The organism is Actinoplanes utahensis (genome assembly GCF_016862455.1).
GTDB classification, from domain to species: Bacteria; Actinomycetota; Actinomycetes; order Mycobacteriales; family Micromonosporaceae; genus Actinoplanes; species Actinoplanes utahensis.
This window is the reverse complement of sequence record NZ_BOMZ01000049.1, coordinates 21,929-42,670: the sequence shown is the minus strand read 5'-3', so window position 1 is coordinate 42,670 and position 20,742 is coordinate 21,929. Positions and strand designations below refer to the sequence as shown.

Genomic DNA, 20,742 nt, shown 5'->3' with positions numbered 1-20,742 from the left:
GGCAGTAGGTAAGGCTCGCCTAACCTAAAAGACCGGTGGCCGAAGAGACAACAGGGGCCCTTCCAGGCCCCCGTCGTCCCTGTTGTAAGGTCGCCCTCGCCCGAGGACCGCCGGTCAGTCGCCGAGCTTCGGCAGGGTCGAGGCGCCGTTGTCGACGAAGTTGAACGTGGTCGTCAGCGGGGCGTCGCCGAGCTCCTGGGCGATGATGCCGTACTTGCCGGAGAGCTGCAGGAACGCGTCGCCGTTGGCGATCGAGTAATTCTTGCCCTCGACCGCGTCGATGGTGAACAGCTGGTCGGCCTTGCCGGCGTCACAGGCGGCGGAGCCGACGGTCAGCGGATTACTGCCGTTGGTCTTGATCACCAGGCAGAGCGGCTCGCCGCCGGACACCACCTTCGCGGTCTTGATCAGGAACTTGCCGCTGGTCGGGGACAGGACGAACAGGGTGTGCTCGGCCTCGCCGTCGATCGTGGTGAGGCGGCCCTTGTCCAGGGCGACGATCGACTCGGTGCTCTGCACGGGCTTGATGACGACCTGGCGCTTGCCGGCGAGGATCGGGTCCGCGGCGCCCGTACCCCCGGGCTCGGTGTCGCTCTTGCTCCTGGTCGGCGTCGCGGACGGCTTCTCAGCGGCAGCGCCTGCGGAGGTGGCGGCGGCAGGAGTGGAGACGGCCGGAGTGGTGGCCGCCACCTTGGCGGGCTCCTCGGAGGAGGTGCTGCCGGAGCAGGCCTGCAGGGCCAGGGCCAGGGCGGCGCCGGCGGCGACGGTGTAGATCTTCCGGTGGAGCAAGGCGTTCCCCTCATCGTGGGCTCGTTCGTCGCCCTTGATCCTCGACGGCCGGGCGCCCGGCCGAATCACGGATTCGTGCCGCCTACCCCATACCGGTGAGGCGGTCGCCGAGCGGGCTGCGGCGGTACAGGACCGAACGCCCGGCCCGGGTTCGGATGAGCAGGCCGCTCGCGTGCAGGACCCGCAGATGCTGGGAGACGGCGCCCGGAGTGACACCGAGGCGGCGGGCCAGGTCGGTGGTGGTCGACTCCTCGCCGAGGAGGGCGAGCAGGCGGGCCTTCGGCGGCCCCACCAGGGCGGGCAGGATGCCGGGGTGGACGGGTGCGGGCGGCTGCCAGAGGTCGGCGACGCCGCGGGCCGGATAGGACAGCCAGGGCGGCTCGTCCGGGCTCATCGGCGGGATCGGCTTGTAGGCGAAGACCGACGGGAGCAGCAGGAGACCCCGGCCGGCGGCCAGCACCCGATGCCGGCCGATCATCTTGTCGATGCGTACCGTCCCCTGATCCCACGTCACGTTCGGGTGCAGGTCCTCGAAGAGCGCGCGGGCGCCGCCGATCGCCAGCCGCCGGGCACGATAGGTGGTGTCGGCCTCCAGGACCAGGCGCATCCGGGGCCAGACGGCCTCCATCGACGCCGCCCAGTAGCGCTCGAGGACGGCGATGAGGTCGGCCAGGGTGGCCGTACGCAGCACGGCGGGCACCGGGCCGGGCCGGTGGGTGGCCGCGAGGTCGCGGTCGACGATGTCCGGCGGGGTACGGCGTACCGTCGCCAGTTCCTCGGCCAAGGACGGCGTGAAGGAGTCCGGCCGCGGCGTCAGGAAGTCCGGCAAGCCGCGCGCCGCACCGACCAGCGCCAGCAGCAGCCGCAGGTCATCGGCGCCGACCGCGGCGAGCGCGGCCCGGCGCCACGGCAGGTGCAGGGTGTAACGGCCGGGATCGCGCAGCGCCCAGAGGCTGAACACCAGCTCCTGCACGGGTGAGATCGCGAAGCGGGTGTCGGCCAGGTCGTCGGCGCTCAGCTCGTACTCGATCATTTAGCCCCAGGCTATATCTGTTAGCGCCGATCGGCTGACGCGGTGGACTGCGGACATGAGATCGAGCGCGGTTCTCCTCCTCGCGACCGTCTGCGGCGTGGCGGTCGGCAACGTCTACTTCCCGCAGGCCACCGGCCCGGCGATCGCCGCGGGCCTGCACGTCTCCGGCGACGCGGCGGCCGCGGTGGTCACCGCGACCCAGCTCGGGTACGCCGCCGGACTGTTCCTGCTGGTGCCGCTCGGCGACCGGCTGCCGCACCGGCGGCTGCTCATGACCCTGCTCGCGGTGACCGGCACGCTGCTGCTCATCGCGGGCCTGATGCCCGCGCTGCGCCCGCTGGTGGCCCTGAGCGTGCTGATCGGCACCGCCACGGTGGCCGCGCCGATCATCGGCCCGATGGTGGCCGGGCTGGTCCCGCCGGATCGGCGCGGAGTCACCGGCGGCCTGCTGCTCAGCGGCGGTACCGGCGGCATGCTGCTGTCCCGCACGTTCAGCGGCTACCTCGCCGAGTGGTGGGGCTGGGCCGCGCCGTACCTGCTGTTCGGTGTGCTGACCCTGGCGCTGGTGCCGCTGGCCGGCCGGGTCGTGCCGCGGACCGGGCCGGGCACCCGCCGGCCGTACCCGGCGCTGCTCATCGAACCGCTGCGGCTGCTGCGCCGCGAGCCGCTGCTGCGCCGGTCGGCCGGCTACCAGGCGGCCGTGTTCGCCGGGTTCTCCGCCGTCTGGACGTGTGTGGCGTTGCTGCTCACCGGGCCGGCGTACGGCTACGACGCGCACGCCGCCGGCCTGCTCGCGTTGGTCAACGTCGTGACCGTGATCGTCACCCCGTTCGCCGGCCGGCTGGCCGACCGCCGCGGGCCCGACCTCGTGACGCTGATCTGCGCCGCCGCCGTCCTCGTCGCGGCGGCGCTGCTGAGCCTCGGCGGCGGCGGGCGGATCGGCTGGCTGATCGCGGGCACGCTGGTCCTCGACGTCGCCATGCAGTCCGGCACGGTCGCCAACCAGGTCCGGTTCTACGCCCTCGGGCCCGGACGGCTGAGCCGGATGAACACGGCCTACATGACCTGTGCGTACCTCGGCGGCGCGATCGGGTCGTGGCTGGGCGTGCGCTGCTTCACGGCGTACGGCTGGAAAGGGGTATGCGGCCTGGTGGCCCTGCTCGCCGCGACCGTCGTGCTCACCGGGTGGCGCCGCCTCGGTTATCGGCGCGGCCGGCGGGTAGTCCTCGACCATGAGCGAGCTGCCCGGCACTGAGGAGTCCTATTGGATGGACTCGGCCCCGCCCGCCACCCACCCGGCGCTGACCGGCGACGCGGAAGCCGACGTGGTGGTGATCGGCGGCGGGATCGCGGGCCTGTCGACCACGTGGGAGCTGACCGAACGCGGTCTGCGGGTGCACTTGTCGAAGCGGACCGGATCGCCGCCGGCGTCACCGGTTACACGACTCGGGGTGTCCGAGATCGCCTACCGCTGGGCGGCCCAGGACAACACCAGCACCGACCGGATCCCGTTCGTCGGCCCGTTGCACCCCGGCACCCGTCTCCGCCCGCTGCACCCACCTGGGCTGCATCGTCCGCTTCAACGACGCCGAGACCACCTGGGAGTGCCCGTGCCACGGCTCCCGCTTCACCGTGGACGGAGCGGTGCTGCAGGGCCCCGCCACCGAACCCCTACATCCTGAGGAGGCCGATCCGCGATGACCAGCAGGTTCGCTCAGTGGACGCTCGATGTGCAGGACGTACGCCGGCAGGCGGAGTTCTGGTCGGCGGTACTGGGTTACACGATCGACTACGGCGACGACGGCGACGCCCACCTGTGGCCACCGGACGGCGGCCTCAGCGTGTGGCTCCAAGCGGCGGGCGAGCCGAAGTCGGGCAAGAACCGGGATCATCCCGATCTGGTGGCCGCCGACGGCGACGTGGCGGCCGAGGTCGAACGGCTGCTGTCGCTGGGCGCCACCCACGCCGACGTCGGCCAGAACGGTGACGAGGGTTTCACCGTCCTGGCCGACCCCGAGGGCAACGAGTTCTGCCTCCTGCACCGGCGCTGACCGTGGGCGGCGGGACCGGAACCCTCGATGTACGGGGCAGCGGTTCCGCCGCCCACCGGCGACAATGCGCGGATGGAGTCGTTCGCCGCCGTCTTCGGACCCCCGCCCACCGCCACACCGCCCCGGATCGACTGGGCCGCCGTGGAGAGCTGGCTCGGCCTGACCCTGCCCGCCGACTACAAGGCGATCGCCTCCGCGTACGGCCCCCTCGACATCGGCGAGCACATCTGGCTGCACGTTCCCTGCAAGGACTACGACGGTTTCGACTACGGGGACTGGCTGGCGCAGACCCACCGGCACTGCCGGGTGGTCTCCCGGGAGACGTCAGCGAGCCCACCGCCGATCCTGCACCCCCAGCCCGGCGGCCTGCTGGCGTGGGGCAGCACCCGCACCGCCGATCACCTGTTCTGGGACACCTCGGCCGGCGACGACCCGGACCGCTGGCCGGTCGTCGTCTTCCGGCAGGACACTGCCGACGAGGGCGCCGACCCGTGGCTGCGCTACGGGACGCCGCTGGTCGAAACGCTCGTCGAGGCGACCCGCAACGGGTTGCCGCTGCCCGGTGGCGGGCGGCTCGATCCGATCCCCGCGACGCTGGAGCGGACGGCCTTCCTGCGGAAGAACCACCGGTGGGCTCCCCCGGAACCGGCGCCGCCGACCGACCCGCGCCGCCGGGCCGCCCTCACCGAAGGCGAGGGTCTGGCGGCGCTGACCACGCTGGTGCCGCCGCCCGCGACACCGCGCCTCGGCGACGGCGCCTGGGAGGACCTGTTCGCGCGCCTGGGCACCCGGCTGCCGGACGAGTACGTGACGCTGATGGACCGTTACGGAGCCGGGACCTGGCGCGACTGGCTCGCTTTCCCCTCGCCCCGCGGTGACGCGTTCGACAGCCACGTCGAGCAGACACTGGACGCCTACCGGGAGCTGCGCGCGGAGTTTCCCGAGTACAACACCCTCGCCGTCTGGCCGGAGCCGGGCGGTTTCCTGCCGTTCGCGACCTCCCTCGACGGCGACGAGCTGGGCTGGCTCACCGAGGGCGACCCCGATTCCTGGAAGCTGATCGTCTATCCGCGGCATGACGAACAGGGACCGCCGTTGCCCGGCGGCCTGATCGAGACACTCCTGGCGTGGACCCGTGGACGCTTCGACGCCCCGGGTCTGGTCGCCCTCGACGAAGACGATGATCCACTGGAGTTCGCGACCTTCGAGCCGTTCCCGGAGTAGAGCGCGGCGCACCCGGAACGGGCGTCGCCGGCTCAGCCGCGCCAGCGGAGGATCTCCAGGGCGGCGCCGACGGCGACGATGTCCTCGGCGAGCGGGCGGGGAAGCAGCCGGTCGGCGCGGGCGAGGCGGCGCAGCACGGTGTTGCGGTGGGTGTAGAGGCGTTCGGCCGTACGGGTGGCGCCGCACTGCTCGCGGATGTAGGTGGCGACCGTGTCCCGCGTCTCGGGGTCAGCGTGCCGCAGTTCGCCGAGGGTGTCGGCGAGGAACTCGTCGGTGCGGGCCGGTTCGGCGGTGAGCAGGGCGACCAGTTGAACATCGCTGTACCGGGCGACCTGCTGCGGTGAGGCGAGCCGGGCCAGCATCCGCTGGGTGGTGGCGGCGTCGAGATGGCTGCGCCGGAACCCGGCGACGTCGGCGCCGGGCCGGCCGAGCGCGACCCGCACCTCGGGATGCCCGGCGAGTTCGGCGGTGAGCCGGCCGGCGTCGACGGGTTCGCCGGTCGGCAGCCACAGCCACAGCGCGGCGGCGCTCGCCACGATGGTGAGCCGGTGGGCGGCGCCGCTGACCCGCAGCAGCGACTCGGCGGCCGCCTCCAGCCGGTTCGGGGTGGTGGCGCCGGTGTCCCAGATGATCGCGGCGGTGTGCGGGCCGGTCAGCCGGTAGCCGAGCTGGGTCTCCGCCCGGGACCTGCTGATCGGGGCGCCTTCCAGCAGCAACGTGACCGCGGCCCGGCGTTCGGCGTGGGCGCCGCGAGTGAGTTCGGCGCGTTCGGCGTCCATCCGTTCGGACAGCGCGGCGATGGTGTCCTCGATGAACGTGGTGATCGACAGCGCGGACAGGTCGAGCAGCTCACGCAGCTCCCCGGCGTCGGAGGTGAGACCGAAACAGATCTCCATCCAGTACCGCCAGACGACCCCTTGCGCGGTACGGAACGCGTCGAGCACCCCCCGGTCGAGGCCGCGGCGCACCAGATCGCGGGAGGACTCCAGCATCTCCGGGCCGAGGTTCGCCGGAACCCGGCTGCCGGGCTCGCGCAGATTCGTCACCACCCATTGGCGCAGGTTGGCGAGATTGCTGCGGCGGACCGCGGCGACCAGGGCCGGGTCCTCGGTGACCGCCCGGATCCGCCGGCTGCTCAGCGACGCCTGGTGCAGGTCCTCCAGCCAGTCGCCGGGCGGTTCGAGGGCGGCCCGCGCGCCCTGCCGCAGCAGTTCGGCCATCCGCGGTGAGATCTCCGGCCAGGGGACGTTCTGCACCATGCGATGAGTATTTTGGTGCGCTCCGTGCTAGCGCAAGGTCGCCGGGCCATCGACCATGGCAGGATGAGCGAGCACTTCGATGTCCTGATCGTCGGGGCCGGCATCTCCGGCATCGGCGCGGGGCGCTACCTGAAGACCGAACTGCCGGGTAAGAGCTTCGCCATCCTGGAGGCGCGGGGCGCCTCCGGCGGCACCTGGGATCTGTTCCGCTATCCGGGCATCAGGTCCGATTCCGATCTGCACACCTTCGGGTACGAGTTCAAGCCCTGGCGAGACGAGGAGTCGATCGCCGACGCGCCGCGGATCCTGTCCTACCTGCGCGAGACCGCCACCGAGAACGGCCTGGACCAGCACATCCGCTACCATCACCGGGTCGTCGCCGCGTCCTGGTCGTCCGAGCACGCCCGGTGGACCGTCACCCTCGCCGACGGCCGCACGCTCACCTGCGGGTGGCTGTTCTCGGCGAGCGGCTATTACCGGTACGACGAGGGGTTCACCCCGGAGTTCGCCGGGCGGGACCGGTTCGGCGGCACGATCGTGCACCCGCAGCACTGGCCGGAGGATCTGGATCACGCGGGCAAACGGGTGCTGGTGATCGGCAGCGGGGCGACCGCGGTCACCCTCGTCCCGGCGATGTCCCGGACGGCCGGGCACGTCACGATGCTGCAGCGGACGCCCTCGTACATCCTGCCCGTACCGAAGAAGGACGCGATCGCGAACGCGCTGAAGAAGCGGCTCGGGCCGGAACGCGGGTACGCCTGGACCCGCCGGAAGAACATCGTCCAGCAGAAGGCGATCTGGTCGTTCTGCCGGCGGTTCCCGAACACGGCCCGCAAGGTGATCCGCTGGGTCAACACCCGGCAGCTGCCCGCCGGGTATCCGGTCGACGAGCACTTCAACCCGCCGTACGCGCCGTGGGACCAGCGGTTGTGCGCGGTCCCGGACGGCGACCTGTTCCGGGCGATCCGTTCCGGGCGGGCGTCGGTGGTCACCGACCGGATCGTCACGTTCACCGAGACCGGCGTACGCCTGGAATCCGGCCGGGAGATCGACGCCGACGTGATCGTGACCGCGACCGGCCTGAACGTGCAGGCGTTCGGCGGAGTCCCGCTCACCGTCGACGGGGCTGCCGTGAAACTGGCCGACACCGTCGCCTACAAGGGCATGATGCTGTCCGGTGTGCCGAACCTGGCCTACGCCATCGGGTACACCAACTCGTCCTGGACGCTCAAGATCGGCCTGCTCTGTGAGCACTTCTGCCGGCTGCTGGCCCACATGGACGCCCACGGATACGACATCTGCCGGCCCGAGGTCGCCGACCCGTCCATGCCGACCCGGCCGTTCCTGGACTTCGGCGCCGGCTACATCGAACGCGCCGTCGATCAGCTGCCCCGCCAGGGCGACCGGATGCCCTGGCTGACCTCGATGGACTACCAGTCCGACGTGCGACTTCTGCGCGCGGACAGCGTCACCGACCCCGAACTGCACTTCGCCGGCATCCCGGTGTGAGCGGGGGCGGGCAGACCATCCTGGACACGGACGGGGAGTCGTTCGACCCGTACCCTCACGGTCGATCTCTTCGGGGCGGGCCGCCGGGATCATCGTCGCGGAGGCACGGGCGGGGTCGCCCCGGATCCGGGTCGGTGGCGACGCGACGACGGTGGACCGGCTCGTCGGATTCCTGCCACGGCTGTACCCGAGGCTCGTCTCCGGTTACGAGAAGCGGCTCTCCTCCTGGAGACGTGTCTGGGGTTGCTCGGGGTTCACCAGCAGGTTTTCTGGGGTGTCTCCCGTATTGCTGTCAGCGTCCCGGGTCCTGAACCATTTGTTGTGTGGCGGGGTTCACCCTTCCGAGAGGTGCCGACGAAAAAGTGTCGTACCCCCGGCCTAGCGTCAGCGATGAGAACCCGGTGGCCGGCCGGTCTGGTGATACAGGAATCCATCCAGACGAGCGCCCGGCCCGAATAGGAAGCGTCCGAGCACGTCCCGCGAAGGAGGAGCCATCATGAACGCCACGACCCCCGTACTGACCGCCGCCCGGGCGGAAGCCCTGTTCACCACCGGTCTGGCCACCGGAAGCCGGCCGGCCTTCGAGGTCGTCGAGGACGCCATCCGGGCCACGGTCCGCGCGCACGGCGGTGTCCGCGGATGTGCCGCCGACGTCGCCGCCGAATACGGCGACCATCCCGAGCTGGCCGTGCCACGCATGCGCTGGGCCCTCGAGGTCGTCGCCCTGCTCTACCCGCCGCGCCGCAACCACACCACTCGTCCGTACGGGTGGGCCCTGGTCGGCTGACCCCCGGGACACGGGACACGGGTCCCGCGATCCCGTCGGTCGACCGGAGGCGATCGGTCAGTGGCGGAACTGGCCGACCAGCGCGGTGAGTTCGCCGGACAGGCGGGTCAGGTCGGCGGCGGCCTGCTGGGTCGTGTCGGCGCCGGCCGCGGTGGCGCCGGCCACGGCGGCCACGCCGGAGACGGTGGCGGCGACGTCGCCGCTGTTGGCGGCGGTGTCGGCGACGGAACGGCTCATCTCGGCGGTGGTGGCGGTCTGCTCCTCGACGGCCGAGGCGATGGTCGTGGTGTAGTCGCTGATCTGCTGGATGACGGCGGTGATCTCGCCGATCGCGTGGGCCGCGCTGCCGCTGGACGCCTGGATCGCCTCGATCCGGCTGGTGATCTCGTCGGTGGCCTTGGCGGTCTGCTGGGCCAGTTCCTTCACCTCGCCGGCGACCACGGCGAAGCCCTTGCCGAGTTCGCCGGCGCGGGCGGCCTCGATGGTGGCGTTCAGGGCGAGCAGGTTGGTCTGCTCGGCGATGCTGGTGATCAGCCGGACCACGTCGCCGATCTCGGCGCTGGCGGCGCCCAGCTGGGCGACCTGGTCGGTGGTGCGGCGGGCGACGGCCATCGCCTGCTGGGCGACCTGCGCGGCCTGCCCGGCGTTGCTGGCGATCTCCGTGATCGAGGCGCTCATCTGCTCGGCGCCCGCGGCGATCGACTGCACGCCGGCGTTGACCTGTTCGGAGCCGTGCGAGGCGGTGCCCGCCTTGGCGGCGGCGTCGGCGGCGCCGGCCTGGAGGTCGGCGCTGACGGTGGTGAGTTCGCGGGAGGCGCCGGCCAGTTCGACGGCGGAGCCGCCGATCGTGGTGACGGTCCGGCGCAGGCTGGCGATCGCGGTGTCCAGGGCGCGGCCCATCCGGCCGGGTTCGTCGCTGCTGGTCAGGCCGGTGGTGTGGGTGAGGTCGCCGGCGGCCAGGCTTTCGCAGACGTCGGTGACGCGGTGCAGCGAGCGGACGATGCCGCGGGCCATGAAGACGGCCAGCCCGATCGCGAGCAGCAGCCCGATCAGCAGGAGGACGAGGACGAGGGTGCGGTTGCCGGTGTAGGAGTCGTCGGTCTCCGCGGCGGTGTTCGCGGCGTCGGCGGACTCGGCGGCGGTCATGTCGGCGATGTCCTGCATCGCCTCGGCCATCAGCGGGCTGATCTCCGCATCGCGGATCTTCTGCCAGGCGGTGACGTCGTCGCGCTGGCTGGCCGGGATCAGCTTGTTCGCGGCGATCTCCTCCAGCTCCATGAAGTCGGCGTAGAGCTCGTCGATCGCGGCGGAGTCCACGGCGGGATCGCTGTCGCGGTAGGCGATGAAGGCCGCCTCCGCCGCCTTCTGGTCGTCGGCCAGCGCCTGAAGGTACTTCGCCTGGGTGGTGTCGTCGCGGGACAACGCGTGGTTGGTGATGGTCAGGCGGGTCTGCAGGACCGACGCCTTCAGGTCACCGAGTGCCGCCACACTGGCCAGGTTGCCGTTGTAGATCTCCCGGGCGCCGTCGTTGGCGCGGCTCATCCCGTTCAGTCCCAGCAGTCCGACGACCACGGCGACCAGCGCGGCGACCGTGACGGCGCTGAGGAACTTGACGTTGACGCTCAGCCCGGCGAACCAGCCACCCGACTGTGGCGCGGACGTGCCCGACTCGACCACGGAGACCCTCGACTCCCCTTCGCCCCCGGCCACCAGGGCCGGGCGGTTCGAACAGGGCTTCTGCCGCCCTCACCCATGAAGATCGGCTCGCCGGCCCGCACCCTGAGCGTCAAGGGCGCGGTCCGCGGTGGGAGAGGCCCCCGGAGCCGCGAGGGTACGGGCGAGCCAGCGCAACTGATGCCGCACGTGGTACGCCTCGCCGTGCTCGTGGCCGTTGAACCGGTACTCGTGCTTGGCCCGTGTGGGCCGTACGGGCGCGGCGGCGCCGTACTGCTCGTACGCGGTCCGGCCGGTGACCGGCGGGCAGACGGTGTCCCGCAGCCCGATCCCGAAGTGGCCCGGCGCGGTCGCTCGCCGGGCGAAGCTCACCCCGTCGACATATGACAGGGTGCGCCAGACGGCCTCCTCCGCGTCCCGGTGCACGGCCAGGTACGCGGAGATCTCCGCGTACGGCGGCCCGCTGGCGTGTTCGACGCCGCGTTCGATGTCGCAGAGGAACGGCGCGGACACCAGGGCGGCAGCCAGATCCGGGATCAGCCCGGCGGCGGCGAGCGCGAGCAGCCCGCCCTGGCTGTTGCCGACGACCGCGACGCGGTCCGGGTCGGCGCCGGGCAGTTCCCGCACCGCATGGACGGCACGGACCGCGTCGGCGATGAGACGGCGGTAGTAGTAGTCGGCGGGCGACAGGATCCCCCGGGTGACCGGGCCCGGACCGCCGAGCGCGACCCCGGCGGGATCCGGGGTGTCCCCGCCGGAGCCGTACTGGTCGCCCTGGCCACGGTTGTCCATGAGCAGGTGCGCGTATCCGGCGGCCGGCCAGGTCAGGCGTTCGTGCGGGAGCCCGCGCCCGCGGCCGTACCCGGCGTACTCGACGATCGCGGGCAGCGGTTCGGTGTGCCCGGCGGGACGGGTGTACCAGGCGCGGACCGGATGCCCGCCGAACCCGCCGAACGTCACGTCCCAGCAGTCCAGCAGGTCCAGATCGTTCGGCACGGGACGGACGTCGAGGACGATCGGCCCGGCGGACTCGGCGAGGGTGGTGCGCCAGAACGTGTCGAAGTCAGGCGGTTGCATCACGGGGTTCCCAACGGGCGGTGCTCTCCCGGACGACGAGTTCGGTGACGAGATCGATCCTGGTCATCGGTACGGCCACGCCGCGCGCCAGGTCGAGCAGCATCCGGGTGGCCGTCCCCGCCATGTCCTGGACGTGCTGGTCGACGGTGGTCAGCGGGGTCGCCGACCACTCGGCCATCGGCACGTTGTCGTAACCGACGACCGACAGATCCGCCGGCACCCGCAGCCCGAGTCGCCGGGCCGCCCGGATCAGCCCCATCGCCTGCATGTCGGAGCCGGCGAAGACCGCTGTCGGCCGGTCGGAACGGTCGAGCAGGTCGAGCCCGTGCTCATAGCCGGTCTCCCCGGTGAAATGGCCGTATCTGATCAGTCCCGGCTCGGCCGGCAGCCCCGCCTCGTCGAGTGCCGACCGGTACCCGGCGACCCGGGCCCGGCTGCACAGGACGTCGGCGGGCCCGGAGATCACCGCGATCCGGCGGTGGCCCAGGTCGAGCAGGTGCCGGGTGGCGAGCAGGCCGCCGTTGAAGTTGTTGGAGCCGACGGTCGGCACCGAGGACTCGGTGGCGCTGTCGGTGTCCAGCACGACGAACGGGATCCGCTGCCGGTGCAACTGCCGTCGCTGCGACTCGGTGGGGTGGCAGAGCACCAGCAGCACGCCGAGGGGATTGCGGGCGAGCACGTCGTCGGCCCAGTGCCGGGGCGGCCGGTGGCTGCCGTCCAGCTGGGAGATGACCAGTTCGACGCGGGCCGGTGAGGTGACCGCCTCGACGCCGCGCAACACCTCCATCGCCCAGGCCGCGTCGAACTCGTGGAAGACCAGGTCGATGTGGCCGGTGACGGCGGGCGGCCGGCGAGAGCGACGGCGGTAGCCGTGTTCGGCGAGGCTGGCCTCGACCCGGGCCCGGGTCTGCGCGGCCACGTCGGTTCGCCCGTTGAGGACCTTGGAGACGGTCGTGATGGACACGCCGACCTCGGTGGCGATGAGCGCGATGGTCGCGGGGGTCCCGGCCTTGTCAGAAGTCATCGAAACATCACGCGCCCCTGTCGGTAGTTGCGACCGGCTTTTCGTTCGATCAGATCCGGACCATACCGTCAGGACATCGACGTAGTCCACTGTTGATCTGCTTCCAGTGAGCGCGATGAGGAGCCTTGACATGAATTCGTAACGGACTTACGTTCGCCGCCAGAGATACCGGTCCATCGATGAAACTTTCGGAAACTGGACGGTCGAGACATTCATGGTTGTCACGTTGAGCAAAGAGGTGAAGGACGCTCCGGCCCCCGGTCCGCCGGTGCGGCGGAAGCGACGGCCGCTGCGCCGGGACTGGCAGTTGTACTCGCTGGCCGTACTCCCGCTGCTGTTCTTTCTGGTCTTCCGGTATCTGCCGATGCTGGGGAACGTCATCGCGTTCCGGCGCTATCAGCCCGGCGGTGATCTGTTCGGTGAGCAGTGGGTGGGGCTGCGGTACTTCACGATGTTCCTGGGCGACCCGACGTTCTGGCAGGTCTTCACGAACACGGCGGTGCTCGGCGCGCTCACCCTGCTGTTCTGCTTCCCGCTGCCGATCGTCCTGGCCCTGCTGCTCAACGAGGTCCGCACCCGCTGGCTCAAAGGGTTCGTGCAGACCGTGTCATACCTGCCGCACTTCCTGTCGATCGTGGTCGTCGCCGGCCTGATCCTGCAGACCGTCGCGGTGGACGGCGTGATCAACCAGGGTCTCCAGGCCCTGGGGCGGGATCCGGTCGCGTTCATCCAGGAGCCGGGCTGGTTCCGCACCCTCTACGTGTCGTCGGAGGTGTGGCAGACCGTCGGCTGGGGCACGATCCTCTACCTCGCGGCGCTCACCACGATCGACACCGACCTGTACGACCAGGCGAAGGTCGACGGCGCGAACCGCTGGCGGCAGACCTGGCACGTGACCCTGCCCGGCATCGCGCCCACCATGATCACGCTGCTGATCCTGAACATCGGCACGTTCCTGGCCGTCGGCTTCGAGAAGGTGCTGCTGCTCTACAACCCGCTCACCTTCGAGACCGCCGACGTCGTCTCCACGTACCTGTACCGGGTCGGCATCGTGTCCGGCAGCTTCAGCTACGCCGCCGCGATCGGCCTGTTCGAGGCGCTGATCGGGCTGTTCCTGGTGCTCGGCGCGAACACCCTGTCCCGGCGCACGGTCGGGACGAGCCTGTGGTGACCGCGACCCGGGGGTACCGGGCGTTCCAGGCGGCCAACGCGGCCGTTCTGACCGGCGTGGTGCTGGTGACGCTGTTCCCGTTCGTCAACATCGTGGCCCGGTCGTTCAGCGGCGAGCAGGAGATCCGCTCCGGCCAGGTCGTCCTGTGGCCGAAAGGGTTCAACCTCACCACGTACCAGAAGGTGATGTCGGATCCGGTCTTCTGGGCCAACTACCGCAACACCGTCGTCTACACCGTGGTGGCGACGGTCATCGCCCTCGTGCTGACCACCTGCTACGCCTACGTGCTGTCGAAACGCGAGCTGCGCGGCCGCACCGTGCTGGTCGGCATCGCGGTGTTCACGATGTTCTTCAACGGCGGCCTGATCCCCAACTACGTGCTGGTCAGCTCGCTCGGCCTGCGCAACACCCTGTGGGCGATCGTGCTGCCGAACGCGATAAGCGTCTTCAACCTGCTGGTGATGAAGGCGTTCTTCGAGAGCCTGCCGCCGGAACTGGAGGAGGCCGCGGCGGTCGACGGCTCGGGCACGTACGGCACCCTGCTGCGAATCGTGCTGCCGCTGTCGAAGGCGGTGCTCGCCACGATGTTGCTGTTCTACGCGGTGTCGTTCTGGAACTCGTGGTTCGCCGGGTTCCTCTACATGGACCGGCAGGGCCTGTTCCCGGTCACCGTCTATCTGCGCAACCTGATCGCCGGCGCGACCGGCGGCACCGACAACACCGCGACCAGCGAGGCCGCGCTGCAGATCGCGGCGAACATCCAGGCCGTCACGATCGTCCTGATCATGCTGCCGATCATGCTCGTCTACCCCTTCATCCAGCGATTCTTCGTCTCCGGCGTCATGCTCGGCGCCGTCAAAGGCTAGGAGCGGATCCCCATGAAGCTGACCAGACGCCACCTGCTGACCGCCGCCGGCGCCGCCACCGTGGCCGGGCTCGCCGGATGCGGCGACGACGCCGAGAACGGCAAGGAGGGCCTGGACGACAAGCGCGCCGGGGCCATGGACGGGTTCAAGGCCGGCGACCAGTTCAAGGCCACCGAGCCGCTCACCTTCTCGATCCTGATGCTCAGCAACCAGGCCTACCCGTACAAGGCGGACTGGCCGTTCTTCACCGAGTTGGCCAAGCGCACCAACGTCACCCTCGAGGGCACGGCGGTTCCGGGCAGCGACTACAACCAGAAGCGCAGCGTCATGGTCAGTGCCGGGGACGCGCCGTTCATCATCCCGAAGACGTACCACCCGCAGGAGGAGGCGTTCATCGCGGGCGGGGCGATCCTGCCGGTCAGCGACTACGTCGACCTGATGCCGAACTACACCGAGAAGGTCGCCCGCTGGAACCTGCAGCCGAACCTGGACGGGTTCAAGGCCGAGGACGGCAAGTACTACCTGCTGCCCGGGCTGCACGAGAACGCCTGGCAGGACTACTCGCTCGGGGTCCGTGCCGATGTGATGGAGAAGTTGAAGCTCCCCGCGCCGCAGACCTGGGACGACGTGGCGGACATGCTGCGCGAGATGAAGAAGGCCCACCCCGACCTGTACCCGCTGTCCGACCGGTGGAGCACTCCCCCGCAGCCGGGCGCCAACAACCTGCTGAACCTGCTCGGCGCCGCGTACGGCACGCACGCCGGCTGGGGCTGGACGCCGACCCACTGGAACGCGGCCACGAGCCGGTTCGAGTACTCCGGGGCGCAGCCGGAGTACCGCGCCATGCTGGAGTACCTGCACAAGCTGGTCAGCGAGGGCCTGGTCGATCCGGAGAGCTTCACCCAGACCGACGACATCGCCCGGCAGAAGTTCGCCAACGGCAAGTCGTTCGTGATCGGGGTGAACGCGCAGACCCTGGTCAACGAACTGCGCAAGGACGTCGCCAAGGTCCCCGGCGCGAAGGTGTCGAAACTGATCCTGCCGACCGGCCCGGCCGGCACCGTCCTGCCCGGGGTGAGCCGTCTGGAGAGCGGCCTCATGATCTCCTCGAAGGCGCGGGAGTCGAAGAACTTCGTGGCGATGATGCAGTTCATCGACTGGCTCTGGTACTCCGACGCGGGCCTGATGTTCAGCAAGTGGGGCATCGAGGGCCAGACCTACACCGGCAAGGTCGACGACGGCTCGTTCCAGCTCGACCCGGGCATCAAATGGGCCGGCCTCAACCCGGACGCGCCCAAGGATCTGCAGGTCGACTACGGATTCTCCAACGGCGTCTTCGCGTACGGCGGCAGCACCGCGATGCTCAACTCGCAGTTCACCGACGAGGAGAAGGCGTTCCAGGCGGAGATGAACAAACGCCAGGTCAGCCCGGTCCCGCCGCCCGCGCCGCTGTCGGTCGAGGAGCGCGAGCAGGTCACCCTCTGGGATTCCGCGCTCCAGGACCACGTCTTCCAGAACACCCTGAAGTTCGCGCTCGGGCAGCGGCCGCTCAGCGAATGGGACGCCTACGTCAAGGAGCTCGAGGCGAAGAACTCCCAGCAGTACCTCGACATCGTGAACAAGGCCTACGAGCGGTACAAGAAGGAGCACGGGTGAAAGCCTGGCGCGCCTGTGTCGGCACCGGCCGGATGGACCTCGCGCTGCGCCGCGACCATCAGGAGTCGCTCGCGCTGGTCCAACGGGAGATCGGTTTCCGGCACATCCGCGGGCACGGGCTGTTCAGCGACGGCATGGGCGTCTTCCAGCCCTATTCGTACACCGGTCAGGAGCGGGTACGGCACTCCTTCACCTATCTCGATCAGGTCGTCGACGCGTACCTGGAACTCGGCATCCGCCCGTTCCTGGAATTGGGCTTCATGCCGTCCGGGCTCGCCTCCGGCGACCAGACGGTCTTCTGGTGGCGCGCCAACGTCACTCCCCCGCGCTCCCATGCGGCCTGGTCCGATCTGGTACGGGCGACGATCGCGCATCTGATCGACCGATACGGGGCCGCCGAGGTCCGGCAATGGCCGATCGAGGTGTGGAACGAGCCGAACCTGACCGATTTCTGGCAGGACGCGGACGCCGACGCCTATCACCGGCTCTACGAGGTCACCGCCAAGACGATCAAGGACGTCGACGCGGAACTCCAGGTCGGCGGGCCGGCCATCTCCCCCGGCTCGGACAAGTGGCTGGAGACCTTCGCCGACTTCGTGATCGACAACGATGTGCCGATCGATTTCGTGAGCCGGCACGCGTACACCTCCGGGCCCGCCCAGCACGTGCCGTTCGGGGTCTATCAACCGCTGGCTCCCGCGTCGCAGCTCCTGGAACAGTTCGCGCTGCCCCGCCGGCAACTGGCGGGCACACCGCTGGCCGGGCTCCCGGTGCACATCACCGAGTTCAACTCGTCCTACCGGCCGGACAACCCCATTCACGACACCGCGTTCCACGCCGCCTACCTGGCGCCGGTCGTCGCGTTCGGCGGCGACCACGCCGACTCGTTCTCCTATTGGACGTTCAGCGACATGTTCGAGGAGCAGGGTGTCCCCACCACGCTGTTCCACGGCGGTTTCGGCCTGCTGACCCACCGCCAGATCAAGAAACCCACCTTCCATCTGTACGCCTTCGCCGCACGCCTGGGCGATCAGGTGATCTCCCGTTCCGACGATCATGTGATCACCGCCGACGAGACCGGCCGGATCGCCGTGCTCGCCTGGGCGCCGGTCGACCACACCGGCGCCGAACCCGGGCCGCGCACGCACAACCTGCGGTTCTCCGTCCCGATCGCCGGTGACGCCGCCTTCCTGATGCGGTCCACCGTCGACGAGGACCACGGCAACGCGTGGACGGCGTGGCGCGAGATGGGCCGGCCCGCGTCACCGCTGCCCCGGCAGCTGGACCTGCTGCGTGAGGCCGCCGAACCGGCACGCACCCACCGCCGCCTGCCCGTCGCCGACGGGCATGTGGAGATCGAGATCGCGCTCACCCGGCACGAGGTGACCCTTCTCGAGATCAGCCCGGTGGCCGACGAGACGCCACCGTGGTGGGACGACGCGCGGCTGCTCGGCGGGCAGCCGTGACCACGGCGGTCGGGGAACGGTTCGGGACCGGGCTGCTGTCGAAGGCGGCCGCCTTCGTCTACCACCTGCTCGTGGTGGAACTGTTGCTGCTGGCCACGGCGGGCCCGGGACTGGCCGTGACGGTGCTGCTCGACAGGCATCCGTCGAACCTGCCGCTGGCCGCGCTGTGCCTGCTGCCCGTCGGGCCGGCGGTGTCCGCGGCGGTCTACGCGCTGCACCATCGGAAGCTGGACCTGACCGATCTGCGGCCGGCGGCGCTCTTCCTGCGCGGGCTCCGGCTCGACGCGGGGCAGGCGGCGCGGCTCTGGGCCGTCTGGCTGGCGGTGCTCGCCGTGCAGGTGGGTGGCGGCGGGCCGGTGCTGCTGGTCGGCGGGGTGGCGACGTTGTGGGTACTGAACGCGCTGGTCATCACGTCGCTGTTCGAGTTCCGTACCCGCGATGTCGCGCGGCTGGCGGCGTACCTCATGGTCGCGAAGCCCTCGGTGACGGTCGCGAACCTGTGCCTGCTCGTCGTCGCGGTCGGCGGCGTCTGGTTCTGGTCCGAGGCGGCGCTCGCCCTGGCGGGATCGCTACTGGTGCTGGGCCTGCTGAGCAACAGTCGCGCGATGATCGCGGTGGTCCGTGACGAGTTCACCCGATGAAGATCCCCTACGGTGGCGACTACAACCCGGAGCAGTGGCCGGTCTCGGTGTGGGACGACGACTACCGCCTGTTCGACGCCGCGCACATCGACACCCTCACTGTCGGTGTCTTCACGTGGGCACTCACCCAGCCCGGACCGGACACGTACGACTTCTCGGTTCTGGACGCCGTCGTCGCACGCGCGTCCGCCGAAGGCCGTCAGATCTGCCTCGCCACCGGGACCGGCGCCCATCCCCCGTGGCTGGCGAAAGCGCACCCCGAAGTGACCCGGACAGACTTCGAAGGGCGCGAGCACCGGTACGGCCAGCGGCACAACTCCTGCCCCAGCTCGCCGGTGTTCCGGCAGCTGTCGGTCGCGCTCGCGGGCCGGATCGCGGAACGGTACGCGGGGAATCCGGCGATCGTCGCCTGGCACGTCGGGAACGAGTACGGCGGAGCCTGTTACTGCACGTCGTGCGCGGCGGGCTTCCGGGAGTGGCTGCACCAGCGATATCAGGACCTGCCGACCTTGAACGCGGCCTGGTACACCACCTTCTGGTCGCACACGTTCACCGACTGGGACGAGATCGAGCCGCCGAACGCGCTGACCGAGCACTGGCGCGGCCCCGACCACACCGCCTTCCCCGGCATCACCCTCGACTACCGGCGGTTCATGTCGGACGCGATGCTCACCAACTTCCGCGACGAGAAGGCCGCGATCCGCGCCTTCGACCCGCACACCCCGGTGACCACCAACTTCATGGGCCTGTACCAGCCGATCGATTACCACCGGTGGGCCGCCGACCTCGACTTCGTCTCCTGGGACAACTATCCGCCCGACGACCGGTCCGCCGCCCGGATGGCGCTCGCCCACGACCTGATGCGCGGGCTCAAGGACGGGCAGCCGTTCTGGCTCATGGAACAGACACCCAGCGTGACCGCGTGCCGGGACGTGAACCCGCTGAAACGGCCCGGGGTGATGCGGCTGTGGAGCTGGCAGGCGGTCGCGCACGGCGCCGACGCGGTGCTGTTCTTCCAGATGCGGGCCGGCCGCGGCGCCGGCGAGAAGTACCACGGCGCGGTCATCGGGCACGCCGGCCGCTCGGACACGCGGGTCTTCCAGGAGGTCGCGGCGCTCGGCGCGGAACTGGCCGCGCTGGGTACGGCGACGCTCGGTGGCCGTACCCCCGCGCGGGTGGCACTGCTCTTCGACTGGGACAGCTGGTGGGCCCTGGAGATCTCCGACGGCCCGTCCCGGCTGGTCCGCTACCTGGACGTGGTGCAGGACTACCACCGGGCGGTGTGGTCGCTCGGCGCCGACCTCGACGTGATTCCGGTGACCGCGCCGCTGGACGCCTACGACGTGGTGGTCGCGCCCGCCCTCCACATGATCAAAGGTGACCTGGCGGACCGCCTGGCCGCGGTCGCGACCCGCGGCGGTTCCGTGATCACCACGTTCCTGTCCGGCCGGGTCGACGAGAACGACAACGCCTTCCTCGCCGACGTTCCGGGACCTTTGAAAACCCTTCTCGGGGTACGGGTGGACGAGTGGGACGCCCGGGAGGAGTCCTTCGTCAACCCGGTGACGGCCGGCTCCTCGGTGCTCCCGGCCCGGCTCGTGTTCGAGCTGGTCATCCCGGAGTCCGCCGAGGTGGCCGGGACCTACGGCGAGGACTTCTACGCCGGAACCGCCGCCGTGACCCGCAACCGGCACGGCGCCGGCGACGCATGGTACGTCGGCACCGCCCTCGACCCGGCGCCGATCGTCCGGCAGGTCCTGGAACGCCACGACCTGCTCGGCCCGTTCGCCGACGTCCCCGACGTGGAGACCGCCACCCGCGTCACTCCCGACGGCGCCCGGCTGCTGTTCGTCCTCAACCACGGTGCCGCACCCGCCGACCTGCCCGGCATCGACGGCACCGACCTGCTCACCGGAGAACACCTGCGGGCCGGTGAACAGCTACGGCTTGCCCCGAACGGTGTCCTCCTGCTCCGGGTCAGCCCGGAACCCGGTGACAGACCGCCTCGAGGTTGATGCCGTGCGGGTCCTGCACGAACGCGCCGTAGTAGTCGTCGTGGTATTCCGGATGAACGGCCGGCGCCAGCAGGGAGGTCGCGCCGGCGCCGAGCGCGGCACGGTAGAAGGTCGCCACGTCGTCGCGGCTGTCGACGGTGAACGCCAGGTGCATGTTCGTGCCGACGGTGCCACCGTCGATGAGCCAGAAATACGGTTTGACGGCCGCCAGCCCGAACCCGGTCATGGCCGTCGGCTGGTTCGGGGTCGCGTTCGCCGGGATCTCCAGCATCTTCGTGATCCCGATGGCGGCCAGCACCGGCTCGTAGAAGGCGACAGCGACAGCGAGGTCGGGTACGGCGACGTTGAGATGGTCGATCCGCGATCCGGAACGGTCAAGAGTCATGCTCTGAGCCTGCCCGGCATAGCGGTCGGATAGTGGCCTCGATACTGCAATCGATGCGTCGTGCGATGCGTGACGGGTGAGTTTACCCCAAACGCCGAAGGACACGGCGCTCAGC

General features: G+C 70.4%; 18 protein-coding genes and 2 pseudogenes. 13 read left to right on the top strand and 7 right to left on the bottom strand.

The genetic code is table 11. From position 1 onward, the window contains the following. Positions 1 to 114: 114 nt before the first annotated feature. Together Aut01nite_RS18935 and Aut01nite_RS18930 are read right to left on the bottom strand one after the other, a co-directional pair. Complete coding sequence (locus tag Aut01nite_RS18935) at positions 115 to 789, bottom strand: hypothetical protein (protein WP_043528641.1); 675 nt, start codon at positions 787 to 789, stop codon at positions 115 to 117. Positions 790 to 871: 82 nt separating this feature from the next. Next, positions 872 to 1,822: an ArsR/SmtB family transcription factor gene (locus tag Aut01nite_RS18930; RefSeq protein ID WP_043528643.1), complete on the bottom strand. Its 951-nt coding sequence runs from the start codon at positions 1,820 to 1,822 to the stop codon at positions 872 to 874. Positions 1,823 to 1,877: 55 nt separating this feature from the next. On the opposite strand from Aut01nite_RS18930, the gene Aut01nite_RS18925 reads away from it, so the two are divergent. From Aut01nite_RS18925 to Aut01nite_RS18910, 5 genes and pseudogenes are all read left to right on the top strand, one after another. After that, a complete protein-coding gene (locus tag Aut01nite_RS18925; RefSeq protein ID WP_063958818.1) occupies positions 1,878 to 3,077 on the top strand; it encodes an MFS transporter in 1,200 nt (399 codons plus the stop codon). Beyond that, positions 3,055 to 3,195 (top strand): annotated as a pseudogene (locus tag Aut01nite_RS44845) (FAD-dependent oxidoreductase); the annotation flags it as partial. The gene Aut01nite_RS18925 and the pseudogene Aut01nite_RS44845, both read left to right, overlap by 23 nt. Positions 3,196 to 3,373: 178 nt before the next feature. Further along, positions 3,374 to 3,523: pseudogene (locus Aut01nite_RS18920) on the top strand (Rieske 2Fe-2S domain-containing protein); the annotation flags it as partial. After that, a complete protein-coding gene (locus Aut01nite_RS18915) occupies positions 3,520 to 3,873 on the top strand; it encodes a VOC family protein (protein ID WP_043528647.1) in 354 nt (117 codons plus the stop codon). The pseudogene Aut01nite_RS18920 and the gene Aut01nite_RS18915, both read left to right, overlap by 4 nt. 72 nt (positions 3,874 to 3,945) lie before the next feature. Continuing rightward, the gene (locus Aut01nite_RS18910) at positions 3,946 to 5,097 is read left to right on the top strand and encodes an SMI1/KNR4 family protein (protein WP_052164147.1); all 1,152 of its coding nucleotides are present in this window, start codon (positions 3,946 to 3,948) and stop codon (positions 5,095 to 5,097) included. Between the two features lie 32 nt (positions 5,098 to 5,129). Here Aut01nite_RS18910 and Aut01nite_RS18905 read toward each other — a convergent pair whose 3' ends face one another. Then, a complete protein-coding gene (locus Aut01nite_RS18905; RefSeq protein ID WP_043528649.1) occupies positions 5,130 to 6,356 on the bottom strand; it encodes a PucR family transcriptional regulator in 1,227 nt (408 codons plus the stop codon). A gap of 63 nt (positions 6,357 to 6,419) precedes the next feature. Here Aut01nite_RS18905 and Aut01nite_RS18900 point away from each other — a divergent pair, with 63 nt between their 5' ends. Next, positions 6,420 to 7,865 (top strand): flavin-containing monooxygenase, encoded by a 1,446-nt coding sequence (locus Aut01nite_RS18900; RefSeq protein WP_043528651.1) that lies wholly within the window; start codon positions 6,420 to 6,422, stop codon positions 7,863 to 7,865. A gap of 496 nt (positions 7,866 to 8,361) precedes the next feature. Further along, complete coding sequence (locus Aut01nite_RS18895; protein ID WP_052164148.1) at positions 8,362 to 8,652, top strand: hypothetical protein; 291 nt, start codon at positions 8,362 to 8,364, stop codon at positions 8,650 to 8,652. A gap of 57 nt (positions 8,653 to 8,709) precedes the next feature. Here Aut01nite_RS18895 and Aut01nite_RS18890 read toward each other — a convergent pair whose 3' ends face one another. The 3 genes from Aut01nite_RS18890 to Aut01nite_RS18880 form a co-directional block, all read right to left on the bottom strand. Beyond that, positions 8,710 to 10,329, bottom strand: a complete 1,620-nt coding sequence (locus tag Aut01nite_RS18890; protein ID WP_043528653.1) for a methyl-accepting chemotaxis protein — start codon at positions 10,327 to 10,329, stop codon at positions 8,710 to 8,712. A gap of 69 nt (positions 10,330 to 10,398) precedes the next feature. Beyond that, positions 10,399 to 11,403: an acetylxylan esterase gene (locus Aut01nite_RS18885; RefSeq protein WP_052164149.1), complete on the bottom strand. Its 1,005-nt coding sequence runs from the start codon at positions 11,401 to 11,403 to the stop codon at positions 10,399 to 10,401. Continuing rightward, positions 11,390 to 12,427 (bottom strand): LacI family DNA-binding transcriptional regulator, encoded by a 1,038-nt coding sequence (locus Aut01nite_RS18880; RefSeq protein ID WP_204037586.1) that lies wholly within the window; start codon positions 12,425 to 12,427, stop codon positions 11,390 to 11,392. The genes Aut01nite_RS18885 and Aut01nite_RS18880 overlap by 14 nt, the downstream gene beginning before the upstream one ends. Positions 12,428 to 12,653: 226 nt before the next feature. Between Aut01nite_RS18880 and Aut01nite_RS18875 the strand changes: the two genes are divergently transcribed. Genes Aut01nite_RS18875 through Aut01nite_RS18850 form a run of 6 tightly spaced genes read left to right on the top strand, consistent with a single transcriptional unit; the run spans position 12,654 to position 20,242 of the window. Continuing rightward, positions 12,654 to 13,598, top strand: coding sequence for an ABC transporter permease (locus Aut01nite_RS18875; protein WP_052164161.1), 945 nt, complete (start codon positions 12,654 to 12,656; stop codon positions 13,596 to 13,598). Then, on the top strand, positions 13,595 to 14,464 hold the full coding sequence (locus tag Aut01nite_RS18870; protein ID WP_236642914.1) for a carbohydrate ABC transporter permease: 870 nt from the start codon (positions 13,595 to 13,597) through the stop codon (positions 14,462 to 14,464). The genes Aut01nite_RS18875 and Aut01nite_RS18870 overlap by 4 nt, the downstream gene beginning before the upstream one ends. A 12-nt stretch (positions 14,465 to 14,476) precedes the next feature. Beyond that, positions 14,477 to 16,120, top strand: a complete 1,644-nt coding sequence (locus Aut01nite_RS18865) for an ABC transporter substrate-binding protein (protein ID WP_043528659.1) — start codon at positions 14,477 to 14,479, stop codon at positions 16,118 to 16,120. Continuing rightward, a complete protein-coding gene (locus Aut01nite_RS18860; RefSeq protein WP_052164150.1) occupies positions 16,117 to 17,586 on the top strand; it encodes a GH39 family glycosyl hydrolase in 1,470 nt (489 codons plus the stop codon). The genes Aut01nite_RS18865 and Aut01nite_RS18860 overlap by 4 nt, the downstream gene beginning before the upstream one ends. Beyond that, on the top strand, positions 17,583 to 18,227 hold the full coding sequence (locus tag Aut01nite_RS18855) for a hypothetical protein (protein ID WP_043528661.1): 645 nt from the start codon (positions 17,583 to 17,585) through the stop codon (positions 18,225 to 18,227). The genes Aut01nite_RS18860 and Aut01nite_RS18855 overlap by 4 nt, the downstream gene beginning before the upstream one ends. Then, on the top strand, positions 18,224 to 20,242 hold the full coding sequence (locus Aut01nite_RS18850; RefSeq protein WP_043528663.1) for a beta-galactosidase: 2,019 nt from the start codon (positions 18,224 to 18,226) through the stop codon (positions 20,240 to 20,242). The genes Aut01nite_RS18855 and Aut01nite_RS18850 overlap by 4 nt, the downstream gene beginning before the upstream one ends. Here the strand turns inward: Aut01nite_RS18850 and Aut01nite_RS18845 are convergent. After that, positions 20,205 to 20,627, bottom strand: a complete 423-nt coding sequence (locus tag Aut01nite_RS18845) for a VOC family protein (RefSeq protein WP_043528665.1) — start codon at positions 20,625 to 20,627, stop codon at positions 20,205 to 20,207. The genes Aut01nite_RS18850 and Aut01nite_RS18845 overlap by 38 nt on opposite strands. Positions 20,628 to 20,742 lie beyond the last annotated feature (115 nt).

Bases quoted from the DNA above. Each gene is read 5' to 3' on its own strand.
- Aut01nite_RS18925 (WP_063958818.1), top strand. From the start codon at position 1,878: ATGAGATCGAGCGCGGTTCTCCTCCTCGCGACCGTCTGCGGCGTGGCG.
- Aut01nite_RS18880 (WP_204037586.1), bottom strand. From the start codon at position 12,427: ATGACTTCTGACAAGGCCGGGACCCCCGCGACCATCGCGCTCATCGCC.
- Aut01nite_RS18905 (WP_043528649.1), bottom strand. From the start codon at position 6,356: ATGGTGCAGAACGTCCCCTGGCCGGAGATCTCACCGCGGATGGCCGAA.
- Aut01nite_RS18895 (WP_052164148.1), top strand. From the start codon at position 8,362: ATGAACGCCACGACCCCCGTACTGACCGCCGCCCGGGCGGAAGCCCTG.
- Aut01nite_RS18845 (WP_043528665.1), bottom strand. From the start codon at position 20,627: ATGACTCTTGACCGTTCCGGATCGCGGATCGACCATCTCAACGTCGCC.
- Aut01nite_RS18885 (WP_052164149.1), bottom strand. From the start codon at position 11,403: ATGCAACCGCCTGACTTCGACACGTTCTGGCGCACCACCCTCGCCGAG.
- Aut01nite_RS18850 (WP_043528663.1), top strand. From the start codon at position 18,224: ATGAAGATCCCCTACGGTGGCGACTACAACCCGGAGCAGTGGCCGGTC.
- Aut01nite_RS18915 (WP_043528647.1), top strand. From the start codon at position 3,520: ATGACCAGCAGGTTCGCTCAGTGGACGCTCGATGTGCAGGACGTACGC.
- Aut01nite_RS18910 (WP_052164147.1), top strand. From the start codon at position 3,946: ATGGAGTCGTTCGCCGCCGTCTTCGGACCCCCGCCCACCGCCACACCG.
- Aut01nite_RS18930 (WP_043528643.1), bottom strand. From the start codon at position 1,822: ATGATCGAGTACGAGCTGAGCGCCGACGACCTGGCCGACACCCGCTTC.
- Aut01nite_RS18865 (WP_043528659.1), top strand. From the start codon at position 14,477: ATGAAGCTGACCAGACGCCACCTGCTGACCGCCGCCGGCGCCGCCACC.
- Aut01nite_RS18900 (WP_043528651.1), top strand. From the start codon at position 6,420: ATGAGCGAGCACTTCGATGTCCTGATCGTCGGGGCCGGCATCTCCGGC.